This window comes from Nonlabens spongiae (assembly GCF_002117125.1).
Classification (GTDB): Bacteria; Bacteroidota; Bacteroidia; order Flavobacteriales; family Flavobacteriaceae; genus Nonlabens; species Nonlabens spongiae.
Genome location: NZ_CP019344.1, coordinates 1,943,608 through 1,966,795, shown reverse-complemented (window position 1 = coordinate 1,966,795; position 23,188 = coordinate 1,943,608). Strand labels below are relative to the sequence as shown.

General features: G+C 42.1%; 24 protein-coding genes. 8 read left to right on the top strand and 16 right to left on the bottom strand.

Features of this window, described 5'->3' with window-relative positions; genetic code table 11:
* Positions 1-46 precede the first annotated feature (46 nt).
* The 4 genes from BST97_RS09070 to BST97_RS09055 all read right to left on the bottom strand — a co-directional run bounded on the left by BST97_RS09070 (position 47) and on the right by BST97_RS09055 (position 4,687).
* Complete coding sequence (locus BST97_RS09070; protein WP_085766937.1) at positions 47-1,186, bottom strand: SPFH domain-containing protein; 1,140 nt, start codon at positions 1,184-1,186, stop codon at positions 47-49.
* A 386-nt stretch (positions 1,187-1,572) separates the two neighbouring features.
* On the bottom strand, positions 1,573-2,328 hold the full coding sequence (locus BST97_RS09065; RefSeq protein WP_085766936.1) for a metallophosphoesterase family protein: 756 nt from the start codon (positions 2,326-2,328) through the stop codon (positions 1,573-1,575).
* Positions 2,325-3,461 (bottom strand): ATP-binding protein, encoded by a 1,137-nt coding sequence (locus BST97_RS09060; RefSeq protein WP_085766935.1) that lies wholly within the window; start codon positions 3,459-3,461, stop codon positions 2,325-2,327. The genes BST97_RS09065 and BST97_RS09060 overlap by 4 nt, the downstream gene beginning before the upstream one ends.
* Positions 3,462-3,541: 80 nt before the next feature.
* Entirely contained in the window at positions 3,542-4,687 is a 1,146-nt protein-coding gene (locus tag BST97_RS09055; RefSeq protein ID WP_085766934.1) for a 5-(carboxyamino)imidazole ribonucleotide synthase, read from the bottom strand.
* Positions 4,688-4,808: 121 nt separating this feature from the next.
* Here BST97_RS09055 and BST97_RS09050 point away from each other — a divergent pair, with 121 nt between their 5' ends.
* The 3 genes from BST97_RS09050 to obgE all read left to right on the top strand — a co-directional run bounded on the left by BST97_RS09050 (position 4,809) and on the right by obgE (position 8,413).
* A complete protein-coding gene (locus tag BST97_RS09050; protein WP_085768207.1) occupies positions 4,809-5,912 on the top strand; it encodes an adenylate kinase in 1,104 nt (367 codons plus the stop codon).
* 155 nt (positions 5,913-6,067) lie between these two features.
* Positions 6,068-7,240, top strand: coding sequence for a T9SS type A sorting domain-containing protein (locus BST97_RS09045; RefSeq protein WP_157111571.1), 1,173 nt, complete (start codon positions 6,068-6,070; stop codon positions 7,238-7,240).
* 165 nt (positions 7,241-7,405) lie between these two features.
* Positions 7,406-8,413 carry a GTPase ObgE gene (obgE, locus tag BST97_RS09040; protein WP_085768206.1) on the top strand — a complete coding sequence of 336 codons (1,008 nt, stop codon included), beginning with the start codon at positions 7,406-7,408 and terminating at the stop codon, positions 8,411-8,413.
* Here obgE and BST97_RS09035 read toward each other — a convergent pair whose 3' ends face one another.
* Positions 8,414-8,857 (bottom strand): DUF1569 domain-containing protein, encoded by a 444-nt coding sequence (locus BST97_RS09035; protein ID WP_085768205.1) that lies wholly within the window; start codon positions 8,855-8,857, stop codon positions 8,414-8,416. It abuts the gene before it with no gap.
* A 10-nt stretch (positions 8,858-8,867) separates the two neighbouring features.
* Complete coding sequence (locus BST97_RS09030) at positions 8,868-10,208, bottom strand: exo-beta-N-acetylmuramidase NamZ family protein (RefSeq protein WP_085766932.1); 1,341 nt, start codon at positions 10,206-10,208, stop codon at positions 8,868-8,870.
* Between BST97_RS09030 and BST97_RS09025 the strand changes: the two genes are divergently transcribed.
* Positions 10,189-11,427, top strand: coding sequence for an ABC transporter permease (locus BST97_RS09025; protein WP_085768204.1), 1,239 nt, complete (start codon positions 10,189-10,191; stop codon positions 11,425-11,427). The genes BST97_RS09030 and BST97_RS09025 overlap by 20 nt on opposite strands.
* 22 nt (positions 11,428-11,449) lie before the next feature.
* Here BST97_RS09025 and BST97_RS09020 read toward each other — a convergent pair whose 3' ends face one another.
* Positions 11,450-12,028: a helix-turn-helix domain-containing protein gene (locus BST97_RS09020; protein WP_169711558.1), complete on the bottom strand. Its 579-nt coding sequence runs from the start codon at positions 12,026-12,028 to the stop codon at positions 11,450-11,452.
* A 404-nt stretch (positions 12,029-12,432) separates the two neighbouring features.
* Between BST97_RS09020 and BST97_RS09015 the strand changes: the two genes are divergently transcribed.
* Positions 12,433-13,206, top strand: coding sequence for an enoyl-CoA hydratase/isomerase family protein (locus BST97_RS09015; RefSeq protein WP_317043469.1), 774 nt, complete (start codon positions 12,433-12,435; stop codon positions 13,204-13,206).
* A gap of 202 nt (positions 13,207-13,408) precedes the next feature.
* On the opposite strand, the gene BST97_RS09010 is transcribed toward BST97_RS09015, so the two are convergent.
* The 5 genes from BST97_RS09010 to BST97_RS08990 form a co-directional block, all read right to left on the bottom strand.
* On the bottom strand, positions 13,409-14,566 hold the full coding sequence (locus tag BST97_RS09010; protein WP_085766929.1) for a metal ABC transporter permease: 1,158 nt from the start codon (positions 14,564-14,566) through the stop codon (positions 13,409-13,411).
* Complete coding sequence (locus BST97_RS09005) at positions 14,550-15,674, bottom strand: metal ABC transporter permease (RefSeq protein ID WP_085766928.1); 1,125 nt, start codon at positions 15,672-15,674, stop codon at positions 14,550-14,552. Before BST97_RS09005 ends, BST97_RS09010 begins: the two co-directional genes overlap by 17 nt.
* A 108-nt stretch (positions 15,675-15,782) precedes the next feature.
* Positions 15,783-16,520, bottom strand: coding sequence for a metal ABC transporter ATP-binding protein (locus BST97_RS09000; protein ID WP_085766927.1), 738 nt, complete (start codon positions 16,518-16,520; stop codon positions 15,783-15,785).
* Positions 16,520-17,467 (bottom strand): metal ABC transporter solute-binding protein, Zn/Mn family, encoded by a 948-nt coding sequence (locus tag BST97_RS08995; RefSeq protein ID WP_085766926.1) that lies wholly within the window; start codon positions 17,465-17,467, stop codon positions 16,520-16,522. Before BST97_RS08995 ends, BST97_RS09000 begins: the two co-directional genes overlap by 1 nt.
* Positions 17,464-18,117: a metal-dependent transcriptional regulator gene (locus BST97_RS08990; RefSeq protein ID WP_085766925.1), complete on the bottom strand. Its 654-nt coding sequence runs from the start codon at positions 18,115-18,117 to the stop codon at positions 17,464-17,466. The genes BST97_RS08995 and BST97_RS08990 overlap by 4 nt, the downstream gene beginning before the upstream one ends.
* Before the next feature lie 339 nt (positions 18,118-18,456).
* Between BST97_RS08990 and BST97_RS08985 the strand changes: the two genes are divergently transcribed.
* From BST97_RS08985 to BST97_RS08975, 3 genes are all read left to right on the top strand, one after another.
* Positions 18,457-19,518, top strand: a complete 1,062-nt coding sequence (locus BST97_RS08985) for a diphosphomevalonate/mevalonate 3,5-bisphosphate decarboxylase family protein (RefSeq protein ID WP_085766924.1) — start codon at positions 18,457-18,459, stop codon at positions 19,516-19,518.
* Entirely contained in the window at positions 19,515-20,453 is a 939-nt protein-coding gene (locus tag BST97_RS08980) for a mevalonate kinase family protein (protein WP_085766923.1), read from the top strand. Before BST97_RS08985 ends, BST97_RS08980 begins: the two co-directional genes overlap by 4 nt.
* A 143-nt stretch (positions 20,454-20,596) precedes the next feature.
* On the top strand, positions 20,597-20,962 hold the full coding sequence (locus BST97_RS08975) for a DUF6265 family protein (protein WP_157111569.1): 366 nt from the start codon (positions 20,597-20,599) through the stop codon (positions 20,960-20,962).
* A gap of 23 nt (positions 20,963-20,985) precedes the next feature.
* On the opposite strand, the gene BST97_RS08970 is transcribed toward BST97_RS08975, so the two are convergent.
* Genes BST97_RS08970 through BST97_RS08955 form a run of 4 tightly spaced genes read right to left on the bottom strand, consistent with a single transcriptional unit; the run spans position 20,986 to position 23,186 of the window.
* A complete protein-coding gene (locus BST97_RS08970; protein WP_085766921.1) occupies positions 20,986-21,756 on the bottom strand; it encodes a M48 family metalloprotease in 771 nt (256 codons plus the stop codon).
* Between the two features lie 4 nt (positions 21,757-21,760).
* Positions 21,761-22,450, bottom strand: coding sequence for a M15 family metallopeptidase (locus BST97_RS08965; RefSeq protein ID WP_245833518.1), 690 nt, complete (start codon positions 22,448-22,450; stop codon positions 21,761-21,763).
* The gene (locus BST97_RS08960) at positions 22,447-22,920 is read right to left on the bottom strand and encodes a GNAT family N-acetyltransferase (RefSeq protein ID WP_245833516.1); all 474 of its coding nucleotides are present in this window, start codon (positions 22,918-22,920) and stop codon (positions 22,447-22,449) included. The genes BST97_RS08965 and BST97_RS08960 overlap by 4 nt, the downstream gene beginning before the upstream one ends.
* Entirely contained in the window at positions 22,899-23,186 is a 288-nt protein-coding gene (locus tag BST97_RS08955; RefSeq protein WP_085766919.1) for a GNAT family N-acetyltransferase, read from the bottom strand. Before BST97_RS08955 ends, BST97_RS08960 begins: the two co-directional genes overlap by 22 nt.
* Positions 23,187-23,188 lie beyond the last annotated feature (2 nt).

The following is a 23,188-nucleotide window of genomic DNA, read 5'->3' as shown; positions in this document are numbered from 1 at the left end:
TTCTATACAATAGCAACTGTCAACCAAAAAACTGCCAACTAAAAATTTACGGCAATGGCGGCGGTGTATTACCTCCTAAAAAGCTTTTAAGTTCGTCTACCTCTTTTAGCGCTTTCCAGCCATCCATGCCCGCTTTCCAGACCAGAGTTTCTCTGTTGATCGTGCGGCTCGCAAATAGCGATTGCATCTGCTCATAACCTACGGGACCGCTTTGGGCACCGTTCATTGCGTAATAATATTGAACCGCTTGTGGCATGGGAGGCGGTACGGCTGCAGCAGGTGGTTGCTGTCTTTGTTGCGCTTGCTGCTGCGAACCCATTTGCGGATTCATCATGTTCCCCATTTGCTGGGCCATCACAAATCCCATTCCCATTCCCATTCCGGCGCCGGCTGTACCGCCCTCATTAGTGGCTGCAGCTTCAATTGCCTTGGCGGTTTTGAATTTGGTAAGCTTGTCTAAGTCAATTTTATCAATGCGGCTGTATTCAAAGATTTCTTTTTTGAGATCCTCGGGCATGGATACGTTCTCGATAAAGAAGCGCTCTAGGGAAATACCCACGCTTAAAAACTCTGGCTGCATTACCTCACGACACGTGTCGCTAAGTTCTGTGGTGTTTGCTGCGTAAAGTTCGATAGGCAAATTGGCCTCACCTACGGTATCCGTAAAGCGCGTAGCAATCAAACTCTTGAGGTGCTCGTTGATCTCAAAATTGGTGAAATTATTGTCCGTCCCCACGATGTCCACGATGAACTTGCCTGGATCAGCAACTTTGAATGCATAGGTTCCAAAGGCTCTGATCTCCACCAGTCCAAAACGGTCGTCACTCAGCGTGATGGGATTTTTAGTTCCCCACTTCTCGTCCGTAAATAGAGTGGTGTTGACAAAATAGACCTCGGCCTTAAAGGGTGAGTTGAAACCGTATTTCCAGCCTTTCAGCGTGGTGAGAATCGGTAGGTTCTGTGTATTGAGTGTGTAGGTTCCCGGTGTAAAAACATCAGCGAGTTGCCCCTCATTTACAAAAACAGCCGCTTGTCCCTCACGCACGATCAGTTGTGCATTGTTCTTGATCTCGTTTTGATAGCGCTCAAAACGGTGCGCGATCGTGTCTTCCGTATAATCCAACCATTCAACGATGTCGATAAACTCGTTGCTTAGCTTTTCTTTGATTTTGTCAAATATTCCCATTTTAAGTTAGTTATTAGGTTCTAAAATGTGTCGGTTGAAGATAGTGTTTGTTACGCTTTCGCGAAAGCGGGATCGCTAATTTTAAAATCAAAATCAAAATCAAAATCAAAATCAAAATCAAAATCAAAATCAAAATCAAAATCAAAATTAAAGACAAAACCAAACCGTCACTCTGAACGCGAGTGAGCGAGTGTCCCGATAATTATCGGGACAGAGTCTCAATAATAATGTCTCGATCTAGAAAGGTTTCAGAAGTCCCGATCCAGCAGATTCTGTCCCGACAGCTGTATGGGACTCGCTAGGCTCCGTTCAGAATGACATCAGCTAGATGTCTTCATCTTCGGCTTCAAGTTCAAGTTCATCTTCAATTTCAGCTTCAACTTCACCTAGTTCCTCCCCTTTTCATCAGGATAAAAAGTATGGACTGGATCACTTTGCCAAATGGTCTTATCCTCTACGCAGAGTGCGGTGAGCGGGCCTTTATAAGCCGCAGCGGTGTCTACATTCCAAACATTTGCAGCGTTGATGGGAACATGTTTTCCCAACCGATCTGTGGGCGTATGACCTATAAAAATCTCATTGTACAACTTCAACCGATTAGGGTAGCGCAGGTCATCTTTTGCGATGTTAGAATCCATACATAACGCCATTTCCCAAAGGCTGCGATCCCAGTAGGACATGGTTTCATAATACTCATGCGCTGGACCTTTTAGGTTGTGAAAACCGGCGTGAAAAAACCCATTGCCATCTTTTTCATAATAGTTTACGAGTCCATTTTTGAGAAAATTGATGTGTTCTTGGATTTTCTCTGGCGGCCTGTTTTGGTAACTTTTTACGGTGCTTTTCCCTCCATGATAGAGCCACATTTCATTCTCATCTTCTTGGGTAAAATAATTGAGTACCAGCTCGTCGTGGTTTCCTCTTAGGAATATGGGTTTTGCTTCATTTACGTTATTTCGCTTTCGCGAAAGCGAACTAGAAAGCGAGATCAAATAATCAATCACCTCATAACTTTCTGACCAGCCGTCTACATAATCGCCTAAGAAAATGAGTTGGTCAGCGTTTGTGGGAGCTACGCGTTCCATAAGTTGGACAAGAGCTTTATAACCGCCGTGAATGTCGCCTATGACTATAGTTCTCATGAGTTGTAGGTTACTTTACGCAAGACGCGCAGGGATTCTTTGTAGGATTTGTAAACCTTAGGAAAGGTTTTGAGGTACTGCTTCATGGCTTTCATTTTTTCTATGGGTTCACCCACGTTGTTGAACTGGCAAATAAGCATTTGCTCAGGAAGTTTTTTAAGTTCCTCCAGCTGATCTGAATTTAATTCCTTGCCTTTCTCTAATTGGGAAAGCAGGGATAAATTACAATTATAAATATGATGCAATGTGCGCCTATCAAAGTATGGCGGATTAAACAATATTTTAGTCTCTATACTATAGGTTCCATTAGGATAAAATGAAAAACGCTGCCGTTCCAATGGGTAATATTTCTGGGCATCGCCTATTCCCAAATGCAGGTATTCCAGAATGGTGAAGGAGTCCTCATCATAAGTGATTTGCACCTCATCCAGAGCGCTGTAAAACAGCCTTACTTGCTCGTTTACCAACTCGATGTCCACCCGGCTATAATACGTCTGTCCTTTCTTTTTTTTTGTCTTTCCCGACCAGCATACGACAAACTGTTCTTTGAAAACCTGATATTGGGTTTTAATTGCACCTTTATCACGTTTGACAAAATCAACGACTCTGTCCAGCGTGAGCTGGATATTATTGCTGGACTGACGCTCGATTTTTTGAACCACTTCTGAGTTGTGATCCACAACCTCAATGTCAAAAACTTTGGGCATGGAAATACTACCGTCCCTAAAAAAGACCGCACCACCATAATATTTCCAGATATTCTTGCGTAGTGAAGTAACCCCATCCTGTGCTGCGATGCGTACGAGCCCCACTACCTGATCGCTGGGGAGGTGTGGGAAAGCTACATTCTCATATTGGATTTGTGGCGCATTAGTCAGGTAGGCGTTGATCAAGTTTTGAAGTTTACTATCGTCAAAAAAGTGCGTGCCTACGATTTCATTAGTCCTATCATCAATCCCGATAACGATGTAACTATTGTTCTTAGGATTGCTGTTAGATAACGCACAAATATGTTTGAGAAATTTTGCTTTGCCTTCTTTATTAGAAAGATCAATCTTAAGCTTCTTATCGTAGAAGCTGTTCTCGTCATTGTGTGCGAGCAGATTTTTGACAAGCAACCTCTTGTTGATCATGAGGTAAATGTAGCCACTAGAAATTTTATGATCTAGACTTAGAGATTAAATGAATGATAAAAATGCTGACAACTATTCTGCTATTCGGCAGCAACCACTTTAATACTACTTTTTACTTTTTCAGCAATCTTGCGAGCTTCAATAATATCTTGAGCTACTACTGTTACGTGTCCCATTTTTCTGAAAGGGCGAGTTTCTTTTTTACCGTATACGTGTGGCGTGACACCAGGCATGGTCATGATATCTTCAATACCTTCATAAACTACGGGTCCAGTATGACCTTCTTCACCTACGAGGTTTACCATCACGCTGGCCATGGTACTTTCTGTACTGCCTAGCGGGAAGTTGCAAACACATCGTACGTGCTGCTCAAACTGGTCAGTTACGGCACCTTCAAGGCTGTAGTGGCCTGAATTATGGGGTCTGGGAGCAACCTCATTGACTAGAAGTTCGCCGCTTTTGGTAAGAAACATTTCTACTGCCAGAAGTCCCACATGATTATAGGCTTCAGAAACTTTTAAAGCCAATTTTCTCGCTCTGTCTGAAATATCCAGATTGATTCGGGCTGGGCACAAAACATATTCCACTTGATTAGCCTCTGGGTGAAATTCCATTTCCACAACAGGATAGGTGCGCATTTCCCCTCGAGCATTTCTGGCGACGATGACTGCTAGTTCCAGATCAAAATCGACCATTTCCTCATAAATACATTGGGATTGCGGTAGGTCTTTAAGATCCTCAGCTTTTCTGATCACTTTTACACCCTTGCCGTCATAGCCGCCTTCAGCGCTTTTCCAGACAAAAGGAAACTCTAAAACTTCAGTTTCATCAGGATTTGCCAAGACTTTAAATGGTGCTGTGGGAATCTTGTAATTTTGATAAAATTGCTTTTGGACCGCCTTGTTTTTGATAAGGTTGAGCACACGAGCATTGGGTGAAACTGCAATTCCCTGCTTCTCGAGTTCCTCCAGTGCCTGCACATTTACATTTTCAATTTCTATTGTGAGCACGTCTACCTGAGAGCCAAATTCCATTACCGCCTCGTAATCTGTAATGTCACCCTCAAAGTACACATCACAGCCTTGGAAGGCTGGTGCGGTATCGTCTTTATCCATGACATATGTCAGGATGTCCCACTTGCGGGTGGTGTAGAGCAACATTTTACCCAGCTGGCCACCGCCCAAAATACCTAACCTAAAATCTGATGAGAATTGAGTTTGTTCCATGCCTCAAAAATAAAATTCTTATCACTCAGAACAGCGTTTCTAGGCTTATGTTTAGAAAACTGAGGTAAATTAGGTTTTATCGCCTTGCACAATCGTAGTATCTTTGACCTTTGCCATAAAAGTGATTCAGTTACACGATCTACATTTTAAGCCATTCCTAAGCGCCCAGCAAATCAGCGACGCGGTTAATAATCTTGCCTATCAAATCAATCGTGACCACAAGGAAGATCGACCTGTGTTCTTAGGAATATTAAACGGCAGCTTCATGGTAATGGCAGATCTCGTACGCCGTTTTGAAGGAGATTGTGAGACCGCTTTTATAAGGACTAAAAGTTACGAGGGAACAAAGTCCACTGGGACGATTCAACTTGACATGGATCTGGATATAAGCCTAGAGGGGCGCACGGTCATCATTGTAGAAAATATAGTGGACACGGGCTTGACGGTGGTCTCGCTTTCGCGAAAGCTGAAACAGCATAATCCTCAACACCTTAAAATTGCTACGCTGTTTTTAAAGCCTGAGGTCTATAATCGGGAATTAGAAATAGACTACGTGGGTCAAAATATCGAGAACAAATTTGTCGTGGGATACGGCATGGACTATAACAATCTAGGGCGCAACCTGCCCGAACTATACGTACAAGCAAAACAAATGAAAAACATAGTGTTATTTGGCCCTCCGGGAGCTGGAAAAGGGACTCAAGCCGAACGTCTTAAAGAGAAATATGGTCTAGTTCATATTTCAACAGGTGATGTTTTCAGGTATAACATAAAAAATGCCACAGAACTGGGTAAACTTGCTAAAACCTATATAGACAAAGGAAACCTCGTGCCTGATGAAGTCACCATCAATATGCTCAAGGCAGAAGTAGAAAAGCATCCCGAAGCAAAAGGCTTCATTTTTGATGGTTTCCCACGCACCGAGGCTCAAGCAACCGCCCTCGATGGTTTGCTGGAGAGCAAGGATACGCAGGTTTCCGGTATGGTAGCTTTAGAGGTAGATGACGAGGTTCTTGTAGAGCGTTTGCTTGAACGCGGAAAGAGCAGTGGCAGAGCAGATGATGCCAATGAAAGTGTAATAAGAGACCGCATTAAAGTATATTATAACGAGACCGCACCGCTAAAGGATTTCTACCAGAAACAGAATAAATACTACGGCGTCGATGGCGTGGGGAGTATTGATGAAATCACTGATCGTTTAAGTGTGGAATTTGATAAATTGTAAAAACCACCGAAATTAATTTTCAACCAGCACGGAAAGGTGCTGGTTTTTTTATTGGCTCAAACTATAACGAAAACGATTTCGTAAATCTTTGTAGCTTATTAATCAGTTAATTGGGTTTGCTTATTAACTTTACGCAAACAGACAAATTATATGTTATGAAAAAAACTTTACTCTTTTCTTTATGTGCTCTTTTTACGATGCTCACTTTTGCGCAAGGCAATATAGGTATCGTAGGACCCGCTGCAAACGGTTGGCCAGATGCTGCTACTAATCCCACTCCTGACATCATGTTGACTAATAACGGAGATGGAACCCATTTTATAGCTGGATTAACCTTGAGTACTGGTCCCGCAAAGTTCAGGACTGATATGGACTGGGGGAATCCCAGCTATGGGGGTAATACTTTTCCTACTGGATCTATAACTGCAAATGATATTCCCGTACAGGCAGGGGTTTACGATATTCTTGTTGATTTAAATAATAACACCTATAGTTTTACCGATGTTTCCCCATTTACTGATATTGAGTTGGCAGGTACTGCTGTGACTGGTGGTTCTAATCCACAAATGTCCACGGTAGATGGTGTTACCTATGAACTTGCAGTGACAAACTTCATCATGGGTGATTTGCAGTTCCGTGAAACGGGAACAGCCACCGTTTATGGAGATACGGCATTCCCTACTGGTACTGCTACACAAGGTGGCGCCTCCATTCCCATGCCAGGTGGTTTTTATTTGGTGACTTATAATTTTTCAACAGGTGATTACTCGTTCTCAATTCCAGATGTAGGAATCGTTGGTCCAGCAGCAAATGGCTGGCCTGACCCCAATAATGCAACTGATATTCTTATGAACACAATAGATGGTGATACCTATACTTTAGATGGTCAAGTTCTCACAGATGGTCCCATTAAGTTTAGACAAAATCAGGACTGGGGAATTAATTGGGGAGGAACAGCATTTCCAGGTGGGGTTGCCGAGCCTAATGGATCAAACGACATTCCAGCAACAGCCGGAACCTATGACATTGTTTTCTCAAGATCAGCTCTTACCTATGCATTTAACGCTACCGCAAGTGTTGACGATGAAAATTTTGCAGGATTCAAAGTGTATCCTAATCCTTCCAGCAAGGTCTGGGTGTTTGAAAACCAAAACATGGATATCGCAAATATCAAAGTTTTTGATCAGTTAGGTAAGTTGGTTTTAGTGTCGGCTCCTGATTCATTCACGATTGAAGTAGACTCAAAAGTTTTCAAAAGTGGTTTGTATTTAGCGCAAATTCAATTGGAAAATGGCGCGCAAAAGACGGTGAAGCTTTTCAAGAATTAAATTAGGTTTCACATCACATTTCAAACCGTCTCTTCGATGAGACGGTTTTTTTATCCCTAAAAGTCAGAGACGTGGAAATAGACCTACTCGACTTATAGCTGTACCTTTGTCATATCGTTTTACTTGATACTGAATGCTATCAACGATCAACTGATAACTGAGACTATGACTGAAGGAAATTTTGTTGACTATACTAAAGTACACCTAGAATCTGGTAGAGGCGGAAAGGGAAGTACACACCTGCACCGTGAGAAGTACCTAGAAAAAGGTGGTCCCGATGGTGGAGATGGTGGACGTGGTGGTCATATCATTCTAAAAGGAAATGAAAACCTCTGGACACTGTATCATTTCAAATACAAGCGACATTTCAAGGCAGAACAGGGAGGGAATGGTTCTAAACAACGCCGCACGGGTCATGATGGTGAAGATGTGATCATAGAACTTCCTCTTGGGACTGTAGTAAGAAATTCCGAAACCGGAGAACAGATCCATGAAATCTTAGAGCATGATAAAGAATATATTATTTGCGAAGGAGGAATGGGAGGTCGTGGAAATTGGCACTTCAAAAGTTCCACCAATCAGACACCGCGCTACGCTCAACCTGGAACCGAAGGTGAGGAAGTAGATGTAACATTTGAATTAAAAATCCTTGCTGATGTAGGTCTGGTAGGGTTTCCTAACGCTGGAAAGTCCACATTGCTTTCTGTTTTAACCGCCGCCAAACCGAAAATCGCCAATTACGAATTCACGACTTTAAAGCCTAATCTTGGCATTGTCGAGTATCGTGATTTTCAAACTTTTGTCATGGCAGATATTCCTGGTTTGATCGAGGGAGCTGCAGAAGGAAAGGGATTAGGACATCGATTTTTACGACACATCGAGCGTAATTCGACTTTGTTATTTCTAATTCCAGCAGACGCTGATGACATCGCTGGAGAATACGATATTCTCGTCAATGAATTGCGCAAGTACAATCCAGAAATGCTGGATAAAGAACGCTTTATTGCCATCTCAAAATCTGACATGCTGGACGAGGAATTGATGGAAGCAATCAGGGAGGATCTGGATGAGCGAGGTGCTTTTAATGGCGCTGATTATATGTTCATCTCGTCAGTGAGTCAGTACCAGTTGCAGCAACTTAAAGATCGGTTGTGGGGTATGTTGAATGACTGATTACACCCCAAACTGCCTAAAATGATGGTCCAGATGCTTCCACTGCATTTGACCCCATTGCTCATTTGTAAACTTGCCAAAAACTGGATGTGGCCGCCTGTTCTCATTTTCCCGATCGTACCAGAGCTCCTGCATCCATTGATCGAGTTTTTCCCTTTCACTCTCAAAATCTTTCTGATCCACAACCTTGAATGATCTTACCGTGGGGAGATTCTTCTTCCAAGGCTTGTCATTGTACATCGCCTTTTTGAAAAAGATTCGCGCCATGTAATTGGGTTTGAGTTTCATTTTCTCTTTTTCCAGAGCAATCTGAATGGGGTATTGACAATGTTTCAACATTTGGGCAGCATCCATGCGACCCCACTGTGGTTCCGCATCTGGAGATAAAGCATCCAAACGATTTCTTAGGCTATCATAAGTTTTTTGGTCGAAGAATGATGGCATAGCAAAATATTTAAGGATAAAGAAGATATTTTTTTCTTGTAATCTCAAACTCCTCAAGACCAGTTTTCCAACTCGCTCTGATCTCCTCTGCACTCATGCCGCTCTCGATTTGTTGTTGCAGTTTTTCAGTTCCGGCGAGTTTGGTAAAAAAAGAGTTGAAGAAGCTTTTTTTGGAAGGCGCTTTCGCGAAAGCGTCTACTAAAAACTCCAACTCGATACGATCAAGCCTAGGATGCTCGCGCAAATCCACACCAAAACATTTCTTTCCATTGAATTTAGGCCGCTTGGCACCTACGTTGGGACTGGGCGTAAATGAAAAGCCGATATACTTCACCAGCGAGGGCGATCCATATACCTGAAACTGCATTTCAGTCCCGCGGCCCACACTCACCTCAGTTCCCTCAAAAAAACAAAGGCTGGGATACAGGTTGATCGCTTGGTCATTAGGTAGGTTGGGTGACGGTTTGATGGGAATATGATAGGCGCTGTCGTGCGTGTACTTTTTGCATTTGATCACTTGAAGATCAGCTTTTGCGTTGTTTTCTAGCCAGCCCTCGCCATTGATCATACTGGCATATTCTCCCATAGTCATGCCATGCACCACGGGAACGGGATGCATGCCCACAAAACTCTGGTGCTCTTTTTCCAAAATGGACCCGTCCACATAATGCCCATTTGGATTGGGGCGGTCGAGAAGCAAAATAGGAATCTTCAATTCGGCGCAGGCTTCCATGATGTAATGTAACGTAGAGATGTAGGTATAGAACCGCGCACCCACATCTTGAATGTCAAAAACCACTATGTCCACACCAGATAGTTGTTGCGCGCTCGGTTTGTTGTTTTTCCCGTATAGGGAAATGATGGGCAATCCAGTCGTGGCATCAACCCCATCCTCTATGGTTGCCCCAGCGTCTGCAGTTCCTCTAAATCCATGCTCAGGCGCGAAAACCGCCTTGATATCCACGCCTTGTGAGAGCAACGTATCTACCAGATGCACATACCGCACACGGTCTTCCTTATCCCAGCCGTCTGGTCTTAAAATCTCACCAGAATTTACGACGCTGGTCTGGTTACCCACTACGGCAACGGTTTTGTTCTTCAATTTATCCACCCATTCTCCCAGATGATCTGCTGCCGGCTCCGGTTGATCTTTCTTCAAGGCGATGATATCCTTCCTGGGATTTTTGAGTTCTCGCTTTCGCGAAAGCGTGCTATCAACCATCACCTCATCGCTAGGGACAGTCGTACTTTTATTATTGATGTTTCCTTTGCAAGAACCTAGTGAAAGCCCAAAGGCGATTATGGTATATTTGAAAAGTGAAAGAGAATTTGTGAATCTAGAATATTTCATTGCTCGGCGCATACAGAGTAGTGCAAGTTATAAAAATAGCGTAAGCGCTCCTATCATCAAAATTGCTACGGCAGCAATTGCGATAGGTATCATAGTCATGCTTATTGCCATCGCTACTGGCGTGGGATTGCAGCGTAAGATAAAGGAAAAAGTGAGCGCCTTTAACGGGCATGTCGCGATATCGCTTTTTGACCGGAACAATTCCATTACAACAACCAGACCCTTATCAAAAAACCAAGATTTTTATCCTGATTTTGAGGCGGTTCCAGAGGTACTGCAGTTGCAACCTATTATTACCAAAGGCGGAATCATACGCACCGAAACCGATTTTGAAGGTGTGATTTTTAAAGGTGTGGATTCTACCTACAACTGGACGTATTTTAAACCTTTTTTAATCGAAGGAGACCTCCCCAAACTCAATGGTTCACGTACAGGGAAAGAGATACTCGTCTCAGACGATATTGCACGCAAATTGAGACTCAAAGTAGGGGATAAGGCTCCTACTTATTTTATGCGCGGTGAAGACCGGCGCCCACCGGCTTTAAGGGCTTTTACCATAAGCGGTATTTACGACAGCGGTTTGCAAGAATATGATTCCAAATTTATCATTGGTGACCTGCGCAATCTGCAAAAAATAAACGGCTGGGAAGATGATGAGGTGGGAAAATTTGAGGTCTATATAAGTGATTTTGACCGGCTGGATTTGATCACCCGCGATATCAATCTCAATGTTGGAGCTACTTTATATGCTGCCAGTATCGAGCAGCAGTTCCCAACTATCTTTTCGTGGTTGGCTTTGCTGGATTCCAATATTTATGGAGTGATAGGAATTATTTTGGTCGTGGGGATTATTAACATGATCACCGCTTTGCTGGTTCTTATCTTAGAACGGACTCAAATGATAGGGACGCTAAAGGCACTGGGCGCACAAAGCTGGACAGTGCGTAAAATATTCCTTTACAATGCGATGAGTTTGGTTTTGAAAGGTCTTTTAATTGGAAATGTTCTTGGGTTAGGACTTATCGCATTTCAATATTATTTTCAACCTTTAACACTAGACCCAGCCAATTACTATGTCACCGTCATGCCGGTTTATATATCAATATTTCACGTGGTGGCGGTTAACGTGGGAACTTTTATAGTTTGTTTTCTAGCCCTTATCGTACCGACTTTAGTGGTTAGTTCTATCTCGCCAGTTAAGGCGATGCGGTTTGAGTAATAACTAAACTACAAGCAGAGAATTATTCCTTTTCTCGCGTAGGTGCTAAGTGTTTTGTCAAAACATCTCCGAAATACAACACAGTAACACAAATCAATAAACAAGGATAAAGACCGCTAACGAACCCTTTAGGGAATCCGTGTAAAAAAAGGAAAAGGAAGAAATACACGATAAATCCTGACCCAAATTTCAAGAGTCGCTCTAGAGATCCCATTCTTTGAGTGAAGAAAACGATAAAAAATGGGAGGAATATACTCAGTAATAAACCACCTATAACACTGTTAATTTGAGCATTAATATCTATTGTCAAGTAACCGAAAATCATCATTAAAATCATGTTTAATAGTGTTAGAAATATGATTTCAACCACTTTAGATATAATGCGATTTTCCATTACAGATTTTTCTCTCACGATCACATCATCTATCTCCATTTCCAAAGCATTACAAATTAAGTTCAATGTGATCTCTCTTGGATTGGTTTCAGATTTTTCTACTCGTTGAACTGTTCTGAGATTGACTTTTGCTTGTTGAGCTAAATCCTCCTGCGTTAATCCTTTCTTTATGCGGGCTGCAATAATCTTGTCAGTATTAATTCTCATCGTATCGGTTTGGAGTATAAAAATAGCGATCTCATTCAAATTCATGTGATAATTACTAAGTCATTCATACGACATTTAGAAAGTCATAGAGTGTCAAAGTCGATCTTGATAAATTTGATTTAAATTTCTTTTAGACTTAAATAGTTTTTAAAATATCACGTCATCTACGTCAATTGCCCTATTTCACGTCCATCTGATTTACTTCACCTTTGAGTTATATGTTTAGGGCAAGACAATTTATGTTCTTTGCGTTTAAGATTTAATTTTGGGGAAAGTTAGGGGTGTTTTAAATACCCCTTTCTTATTTCTACATTATCTGGATCCTGAAATCTCTTCTACACATTTTCAGTTTTGACACGATAATACAATTGTGAGTCCTGTATTTTTACAGAAAATCTGATAGAATAATTATGGAAAACATCTTAATCAATACAGAGAATCGCATTACCACGATCACTATTAATAGACCTAACAAACTGAACGCACTCAATGCAGAAACTATTGCCGAATTGAGCAATGCCATCGATCAGGTTGAACAAGACGATAATACCCGAGTAATTATTCTTACTGGATCTGGTGAGAAGGCCTTTGTAGCCGGTGCTGATATCAAGGAATTTGCAGATTTTAATGTGGAACAGGGTAAAGAGCTGGCCGCTCGAGGTCAGCGTACTTTGTTTGATAAAGTAGAGCAGTGTAGCAAGCCAGTTATCGCTGCGGTAAATGGTTTTGCTCTTGGGGGCGGTTTAGAGCTCGCCATGGCCGCCCATTTTAGAGTGGCAAGTGGAAACGCAAAACTAGGTTTGCCAGAAACTTCATTGGGAGTGATTCCCGGGTATGGTGGGACCCAGCGCTTGCCACAATTAGTAGGTAAGGGGCGTGCGTTTGAAATGATCATGACTGCGGGAATGATTAACGCAGGTACAGCCCACGATTTCGGTCTCGTGAACCACGTAGTAACTCCTGAAGAATTAATGCCTACCTGCGAGAAATTGGCGGGAAAAATTATGAATAACAGCCCGCTGGCGTTGAGTGCGGCGATCAAAGCGGTAAATGCTGGTTTTAAAGACAGTGTCAATGGGTATGAGGAAGAAATCGACCAGTTTGGAAACTGCTTTGGAACGGAAGATTTTGAAGAGGGAACATCAGCTTTTTTGAATAAGAGAAAGGCGGAGTTTTGAAATTAATTTCTACTATTCAAACATGCCAAGTATTTTTCTATAGAGGTTTGGTTGCTTTCCTGTAAACTTTTTTCGAGCATGCTAATTGAGTATACGTAATAGCATCAAGACATGCCAACACGCATAGTTGGCATGTCAACTATGAAAAGCTATCCGTTTGTAACATGCCAAGTATTTTTCTTGGCATGTTTTCTTTAATAAATCACCCCCTAAACAAGAAAAAATCATCCTTGATATCCTCGATTTTCTCATTGCGGTTGGAGATGATGTAATCGAGTGCCTTTTCTGTAAATTCTTTTCCTTTTCGCGTAAGCGAGACCACCTTTTCATCTATGGTAATCATATTATTTTTTAAAGCCAGATTCAAGACAGATCGGGAACGTACTTTCCCCCAATTGATGTGCTCTTGTAAGTGGCCTACACGACGTTCTTCCAGACTATCATGATTATTCAGGTGTAAGAGAAAGGTAAGGAGGGATACCTCAATTTGCTGTCTATTTTGACGTATGGATACCGCGATCAATCCTTTTGCGGGAGCAAATAAATAAACCAGTAAAAACAGCGTTCCTAAAACTGTGGTGATGGATCCAGAGATCGATGCATCGAGAACTCTCGCCAGCCAGTAGCCTCCAATCGCTGAACCACACCCGAACAAAATTGATAACACGATCATCTTTTTCAAATCAGAAGTCAGTAGATAAGCTGCAGCTGCCGGTGCAATCATCAAGGCCACTACGAGTATTGCGCCCACCGCATCAAATGCCGCAACGGTGGTTACCGAGGAAACACTCATCAATCCGTAATGCAAAACGACAGGTGAAAAGCCTAAAGCGCTTGAAAGCCCCACATCAAAGGTGCTTACCTTGAGTTCTTTATAAAACAAAAACAATAAAAGAATCGTGATCAATAAAATAGTGGAGATGAGGTAGAGCCCGCGCGGCCCCATATCCGTACCGTTCAGGATCCATCGATCAAAGGGAGCAAATGCCAAATCACCTAAAAGCACCGCATCAATATCCAGATGCACATCGTTTGCATTCTGAGCGATAAGTATCACGCCTATGCTGAACAACACTGGAAAAACCAGCCCAATTGCAGTATCTTCTTTCACCAACCCGGTTTTTTGAACCATTTCAACGAGTATGACCGTAATAATTCCACTGAAAGCAGCAAAAAGAATCAGCCACGGCGAGGCCAGATCGTGAGTAATGAAAAATCCAATTACGATTCCCGGCAGAATAGAGTGGCTTATGGCATCGCTGATGAGCGCCATTTTACGCAATACCAAGAAAACACCAGGTATGGCGCAAGCTGCTGCCGTCAGCACAGCGATAAGTTGAATTTCAATGGCTGGTGTCATGGCTTATCATATTTGCGTCATACAAATGTGCCGCGATATCAAATCCTTGCTGGGTCATGGACCAGCTCTGACCCTTGACGGTGATCCAGTCTTTTTCCTCCATTTGTGATAGGGATGATCGGGTAAACCCTTGAAAGTTGTTCAAGATCAAAATCGCGTGGGGTCGCGAGATATCATCGTGTTTTTTTACGATGTTGTACATGAAATGTAGGGTTTTCTTTAATTCGAGATCGCGTCTGTTCCTAATGAGTCTGAGCTGTTTGAACAAAATTCCTCGGTCTGGCGAGAAGATGAATGAAATGGCTACAAAAACAGCAGCTACCAGTACGATTACAGGACCGGTAGATAGATTATTTTGACTGGCACTAATTCCTGTGCCTACAATCCCAGATATCGCGCCGAAGATAGCTGCGATAAATACCATCGTGCTTAATTTGTTAGTCCACTGTCGAGCTGCAGCAGCGGGAGCCAGCAGCATGGCACTCATAAGAACAACCCCTACCGTTTGCAATCCTATGACGATCGCCAGTACGATAAAGAAACTGATTAAACCGTCGATGAGTTTTGTGTTGAAACCTAAGGTGATCGCGTAGTTCTTATCAAAAAGCAACAACTTGAATTCTTTCCAAAAAAGCAACAGGATCAGCAAGCTTATTCCGGTCACGATGCTCATAAGAATGACATCGCTCTCTACCAAAGTAGCTGCCTGACCAAATAAATAGGTGTCCAGTCCCGCCTGATTCGCATTGGGCTGCTTCTGAATGTAGGTGAGCAGCAACATTCCCAAGCCGAAAAACAAACTCAGGATCAAGCCCAGCGCGGTATCGGTTTTTAAATGGGTTTTTGTAACGATCCCTTTGATCCAGAAAACTCCCAGCAAGCCACTCACGAGCGCCCCCAGCAACAAGATATTGGAATCTTTTGCACCTGTGATCAAAAAGGCTACCGCAATTCCCGGCAAAGCTGCGTGTGAGATGGCGTCACCCAGCAAGCTCTGTTTTCTCAAGACCGCAAAACTACCCAGCATCCCACAGATCGCGCCCAGCACAGCCGTTCCCAGCGTGATCGTGCGTAGTGTGTAGTCCGTGAAGTATTCCGTTAGATTCAAGTATTTGCTCGTTTGTTTTGTTTGTGGTTATCTCGCTTTCGCGAAAGCGATTTCACAAGAAATTTACTGATAAAAGTTCTGCATTCTACATTCAGAATTCATAATTGCTTACTGCTGTACCGCAACTTTATAATTGATTCCATAGGTTTTGGTAAGGTTATCATCATTAAAAATGTCTTTTACCGGTCCTGTGGCGATGTGTTTCACGTTTAGAAAAGTTACCCAGTCAAAATACTCGGGAACGGTCTGTAAATCATGGTGCACTACAATTACGGTTTTGCCGGCTTTGCGCAGTTCTTTCAGAATGTTGATGATGGCAATCTCGGTAGTGGCATCGACTCCTTGAAAGGGTTCGTCCATAAAATAGATTGAGGCATTCTGAACCAGTGCCCTTGCTAAGAAAATACGTTGCTGTTGCCCACCAGAAAGCTGACTGATCTGCCGATTTTTAAAAGAAAGCATGCCCACTTTTTCCAAAGCTTCCAGCGCTTCCTTTTTCTGCTTGGAGCCGGGTCGTTTGATCCAGCCCAGCGCGCCGTAGGTCCCCATTAAAACCACATCAAGTGCTGTAGTAGGAAAATCCCAATCTACACTTCCTTTTTGTGGTACATAAGCGACGAGATTACGCTGCTTTTTATAGGGTTTGCCATAAATAGCTACTGAACCAGCAATGGGATCGATGATGCCTAGAATAGATTTAATCAAAGTGGACTTTCCCGCACCATTAGGTCCTACTATAGCCATAAGTACCCCTTCTGGTATGGATAAATCAATGTCCCATAAAACAGGTTTGTAGTTGTAGGCGACCGTGAGATCGTCCACAGCAACGGCGATCTTTTCGGTCATCATTTTAGAGCATTAACTATGGTTTTGACGTTGTGCAGGTACATCCCGATATAAGTTCCCTCATCGGTTCCCTTATTGCCCAATGCATCGCTATACAACTCGCCACCTATTTCAATTTCTTTACCTTTTGCTCGCACAGATTCCTGAAGTGCTTCTACAGTTCTACGAGGAACGCTACTTTCCACAAATATGGCTTTAACATCATTGTCAATGATAAAATCGGTCATACGTTGCACGTCTTTTACCCCAGCCTCAGTTGCTGTAGACAATCCTTGAAGTCCCACTACTTGAAAGCTGTATTGTCTTCCAAAATAGTTGAAAGCATCATGAGCCGTTACTAGAATGCGCTTTTCAGCTGGGAGGGATGAGATCAAATCTTCCACCTGGTCCTCCAGTATATTTATCTTGTTTAGGTAATCACGCAAATTCTGGTTGTAATAATCCTTGTTTGAAGGATCTTCTTGTATCAAGGTCGAAGTAGCTAGATCAGCCATTTGTTCCCAGTAATTAGTGTAGAACCAGATATGAGGATCGTAACTGCTGGCAAAATACTCGCTGCCTATAAGCGTACGTTTATCGACGGCATCACTTAGGGCTACGGTTTTTTTTCCTTGAGAATTCATTTTTTCAAAGACTTCCACCAGTTTGCCCTCGAGATGCAAACCATTGTAGAAAATGACATCTGCCTCAAAGAGTTTAGACACATCGCCCTCACTTGCTTTATATAGGTGTGGATCCACGCCACTGCCCATGAGACCCTGCAATTCAATGCGATCGCCGCCTATTTCTTTGATGAGATCAGTTATCATGGTAGTGGTAGTCACTACTTTTAGTCTATTGTCTGTATTTGTACCAGATTGATTAGGTTCATCTTTACAGCCAACGATCAGTAAACTGAAAAAGAATATACAGGTGAAATCTCTTAAAAAGGTTGTTCTCAGTTTCATTTTTTTTGGATGTATAACTTTTCAGCTGTTTGCTGAGTGAGTGTCATTTGTTTATTATCAAACTTGACTTTAAGTGACTGATCGTACTCTTCTATTTCAAGGATTTCCACCACAGACCCTAGATGTAAATTATATTTGTCTAAATATCTTAAGAACTCAGTAGAAGTGTCTATGACTCCTGTCACCATTCCAGTAGTTCCTGAAGGTAGTTTAGAGAGTAAGATTTGATTTACCTCCTTTAAATTGCCTTCGCTATCAGGTATGGGATCACCATGGGGATCTTTTTTTGGGTACCCCAAGTGACGATCCAGTTCATCGATGAGTTTTCTAGACTGAATGTGTTCTAACTGTTCAGCTATTTCGTGAACTTCATCCCAAGTAAAATCAAGTTTTTCCACTAAGAATACTTCCCATAATCGGTGCTTCCTAATGATCTGCATGGCGCAGGAACGTCCGTTTTTAGTGAGCTTTGCACCTTTGTAAGGTACATATTCCACCAAATTTTTATCAGCTAGCTTTTTGAGCATGTCAGTCACAGATGAGGCTCTCGTATTCATGCGTGAAGCAATCTCTGTGGTTGATACTAAGTCACTCGCTTGCTGTGCATGATAGATCGCCTTGATATAATTCTCTTCAGAAATGGAATGCATACCTACAAATATTATAACAAAGGTAAAATTTTGTTTCTTAAGACTAAGCAAATATTTAGACGAGGCTAAAATTAGTGAGCAGGTAGCAGTAGGCAGTAGGCAGTGGGCGGTAGGCAGGGAGTAGTGCACAGTTGTTAGTTGACAGTTGCAGATCGCTTCGTGGGTTTGCAGTTCAAATAGTCAATTGATTTTTTGAAATTTCGCTCTTCGCTCTTCGCTCTTCGCTATTCGCTGTTCGCTATTCTCGCAAATTCATCTACTCACACACTCTTTCTTAACGCCACCCTTACAATTCATAACTTGATATAAGATATATTTGCTCTATAAGTCTGCTACAACATGGAAGAACGCTTTAAACAGGCACCATTTACCGATCTCAAAGAAGTATTAAGTGCAAACTGGGAGGCTCCTTCAAATATTGCATTGGTAAAATATTGGGGTAAGCACGAGGTACAACTTCCTGCAAACCCATCGATTAGCTTTACGTTGAGCAAGAGCAAAACGATAACTAATGTTACTGCAAAAAAAACCGATCACGGTTTTACTGTTTTGTATGATGGTAAAGAAAAGTCTGACTTTGCTCCAAAAATCAAGGCTTATTTCCAGCGGGTCAAAGACTATTGCCCGTGGCTTACACATTATCATTTCACTATCGATACCCATAATACGTTCCCACATAGTTCAGGAATTGCCAGCAGTGCCAGTAGTATGGCGGCGCTCAGCAGTTGCCTGATGGATATGGAATCCCAGCATTCAGGGAAGCCTATCGATTTTGAGAAGACCTCATTTTTGGCACGTTTAGGCTCTGGAAGTGCCAGTAGGAGCATCAAGGGTGAAGTGGTGGTTTGGGGCTCACACGCTCAGTTTGATTCCAGTAATGATTATTATGGTATTGATGTGAGCGATATTTTACACGAGAACTTTAAGGGTTATCAAGATGTGATTCTGCTTGTGGATAAAGGAAAGAAAACGGTAAGCAGTACGGCTGGACATGAGCTTATGAATGGGCACGCTTTCGCGAAAGCGAGATTTCAACAAGCCCACGATAACATCACCCAACTCAAAGAAATTCTTGAAGCAGGTGATCAAGAAGCATTTATCAAAATCGTGGAGAGTGAAGCGCTCACGCTGCACGCGATGATGATGACATCGCATCCGTATTATATTTTAATGCGTCCCAATACACTGGCGATCATCGAGGAAATATGGAAATTCAGGAAGGAAACTGATGTGCCGGTGTGTTTTACGCTAGACGCTGGTGCAAATGTGCACATGCTTTACCCTAAAAATCATAAAGATCAGGTAGATAAGCTGATTAACAGCAAATTGGCGCAGTATTGTGAGAATGAACAGTATATTTGCGATGAAATAGGCAACGGTGCTAAAAGCCTCAAATTATGAAAGGACCTCTTTTTTATTCAAAGATTCTACTCTTCGGAGAGTACGGAATCATTAAGGATTCCAAAGGTTTGTCCATACCTTATAACTTCTATAACGGTGCGCTTAAAATCAGTGACGATCTTAATGAGGAAAAAGCACAGTCTAATAAAAACTTGTCGCGTCTTGCCGATCATCTAGAAAAGCTAAGTCGAGAAGATAATGAGTTTCCACAATTTGACATCAAATCCTTGCGAGGAGATATCGATGCTGGAATGTATTTTGACTCCAGTATTCCTCAGGGATATGGTGTGGGATCTAGTGGCGCTCTCGTAGCAGCAATTTATGACAAGTACGCTGAGGATAAGATCACGGTACTCGAGAATCTCACTCGTGACAAACTGCTTACACTCAAAGAAATTTTTGGAAAGATGGAGAGCGTTTTTCATGGTAAAAGCTCTGGTCTTGATCCTCTCAATTCTTACTTGAGTTTACCTATTTTAATCAATAGCAAAGAAGATATTGAACCGGCTGGAATCCCATCGCAAACGGCAAACGGTAAAGGAGCCGTTTTCTTACTGGATTCTGGAATGGTGGGAGAAACTGCCCCTATGGTTAATATATTCATGGAAAACATGAAGCAAGATGGTTTCCGTGCCATGTTGAAAGATAAGTTCGTTAAGTACACTGACCTGTGCGTGGATGATTTCTTGAAAGGTGACGTAAAAGGCCTTTTCGGGAATGTGAAAAAACTTTCTGGGGTAGTGCTAGATCACTTCAAGCCAATGATTCCTAGCCAATTCCATGCTTTATGGAAGAAAGGACTGGATACTGGTGACTATTACCTAAAACTTTGTGGTTCTGGAGGTGGAGGTTACATCCTAGGTTTTACGGAAGATCTAGAAAATGCCAAAAAATCGCTCAAGGATTACAAGCTTGAGGTGGTTTACTCGTTTTAAATTATTTATTGATTAATTACAGATTATACGAATCAGAAGTTCTCAGTTCTGAATTTGATGGCGTGCGTTTTGCTGAATTCTTGTATGCAAAATGATACTGCTGCTCACGAGTAAGAGCCCTATATAGGTTCGGTAGATTTTGATTGGTTCATAGGTCCCGGCAACGAACTAATGATCAGGAAGACAAGCAGACTTTTGAAAATTGGAGAAAAATAAATGAACCTTTATATAAAGGTCATGGGTTTACGATGGTTCAAAATGATACGGTGTGGCAGGAGTATGTAGAACTTGTCAAGTGGAAGAATGGAAACTGGTTTTACAAGGTTTCTCAAAAAGATCAAACTGGTTCAACAGACTTTAAACTAATTAAAATTTCTGAAGACAGCTTCACAGCAGAAAATCCTGAAAATGAATTTCCAACTATCATTTTATATCAAATTGAGGGAAACAAATTACATGCGAGAATTTCTGGAGGAGAAATGCAAGTGGAGTTTGAGTTTGAGCGGTGAAACTAAATTAATTTTAGGTAAAGTTAATTTTTATACTTCTCAATCGACTCCCTGATACGTTGCATCCTATTTTCTGGGTCAGGATGAGTGCTTTGAAACTCTGGTACACGATTGTTCCCAGCGGCGTTTTTTAAAATTTTCATGACGCCTATCATCTCTTCAGGATTATAGCCCGCATCGATCATCATTTTTACGCCTAGATCATCGCTTTGCAGTTCATCGTCACGACCGTATTTCATAGTGATGGTTTGGGCAACTGCTGCCGCCGCTTGACCCATTCCCTCTGTGCCTACACTTACACCGGTCACGACACCGTTAGCAAGTTGTTGCTGGCTTATGCGCTCTGCGCTATGCTTTGCAATGACATGTCCTATCTCATGTCCCAGTACACCAGCAAGTTGATCCTCATTTTCTAGCTGATTGAATAGGGCGGTGGTGATAAAACAAGGACCACCAGGTAACGCAAAGGCATTGATCGTTTGACCATCTGCCAGTAGATGAAATTCATATTTATAAGGTGAATTTGCCGCAATACTGCTCTCGACCAGTTTATTGCCTACACGATCTACGAGTTGCTGAGCGGCTTGATCAGGATGTAACCCACCGAATTGTTCTATCATTTGAGGGGTAGCATTGAGCCCTAGAGCAATTTCTTCTTCCACGCTCATGCCTATATACTGTTTCTCGCCAGTAAATTCATTAGTTTCCTCGCTGCCGCAAAATTTGAGGACGGCAAAGGCGACAATCGCTAAGCCTATAAACAGTCTGATTCCTTTTGCGCCTCTACTTGCCATAGTGTTATTGTTTTAAATTAGAATTGATTCCCTGTAGATGTTCTTCAAGGTATTTTTTGATCCTCTCGTCTGATACCTGATCCATTCCTAGAATATCTTGTATTCGTAAAAATTGCTTTAGATTAATGTTAGAAAGATATTGCTGGTAACGCTTTCGCGAAAGCGGAACATAACTCCAGTGCCAAGGCTCATATTTAAAGCCCGGGCGTTGCTCGTTCATAGTATACACAAGTGCAAAACCATATTTGCCTGCGTTTTGATCCATCCAGTCTTTCATTTTGCAAAACGGTCCGTCGCCATGAAATTTCTTGGGAACCAATACATCGCCTGAATAACTTGCACTGGAATCGATAATGTCCAGATCAGTCCCCCAGTGGTGTCTCGATGTGCCCGGAACGGTGCTATATTCTACGATTTTATCAAAGATTTGCTCAGGGTTCAGACTTTGTTTCTCATAGCGTTTCCACTTTCTGTTCCAGATTTGTTCTTGCCGCTCGTAGCTTCGGTATCCTGAAACGATAGTTAGGTTGATGCCATCTTTTATTGCCGCCGCTCTCATCTCGTCAAAAGCTTTTTGCACTTCAAGAGGGATGGATTTGTTGCCCAAATCAGCTTTGCCGATGAGCGTATCCTTCAAGGTTTGCGCATTCATAATCTGAGAACCTATCATTATGTATAAAAACCACTTGATCATAGTTCCTTATACATTTTAAAATGGGGTCCGGCAGGTTCTAGATCTAATTCTTCGCCTACGGTTTGGTAACCTTGTTTCTCGTAAAACGGAACGGCGCTAGTGCGCGCATGAAACCATAAAACATCGATCTGATCCTCTTTGAGGCGGCATTCTGCAAATTCCACCAGCTTTTTACCGATTCCCTTCCCCTGCTCATTCTCCATTACGGCCATGCCACGCAGCTGATACATAAATTTTTCATCAGAAAACAACTCTTGAATAGCACTTTTATTTTTAAATAAATAAGTCGCTATACCTACGAGCTTATTCTTTTCAAAAGCACCTAGATGAAACGTTGTTTCCAGTTCATCACCTTTGAAGATCGTGGTTGCTGCAGGAAGCCCTTGTCTTAAAACTGTCTGGCGTATCTCGCGGGTTTGTTCAGCAAGTATTTCTTTAATGATGATGCTCATACTCTGAGATCGTTCCAATCCTCATGTTTATCAAATAGCACCTCTGCAAATGGGCATAACGGATTGACTTTTCTGTTTTTTTCTCTCGCAAATTCTACAGAATGTTGAACGATTTTTGTGCCTAATCCTTTACCTTCTTTACTGGGATCTACCTCGGTGTGGTCTATGGTCATAACATCGTTTTCCAAGCTGTAAGTGAGCTCGGCGATTTTTTTATCTTCTTCATCATGGATATAGAATATTCCACGACTTTCAGACTCTTTATGTTTGATTTGATTCTTCATGA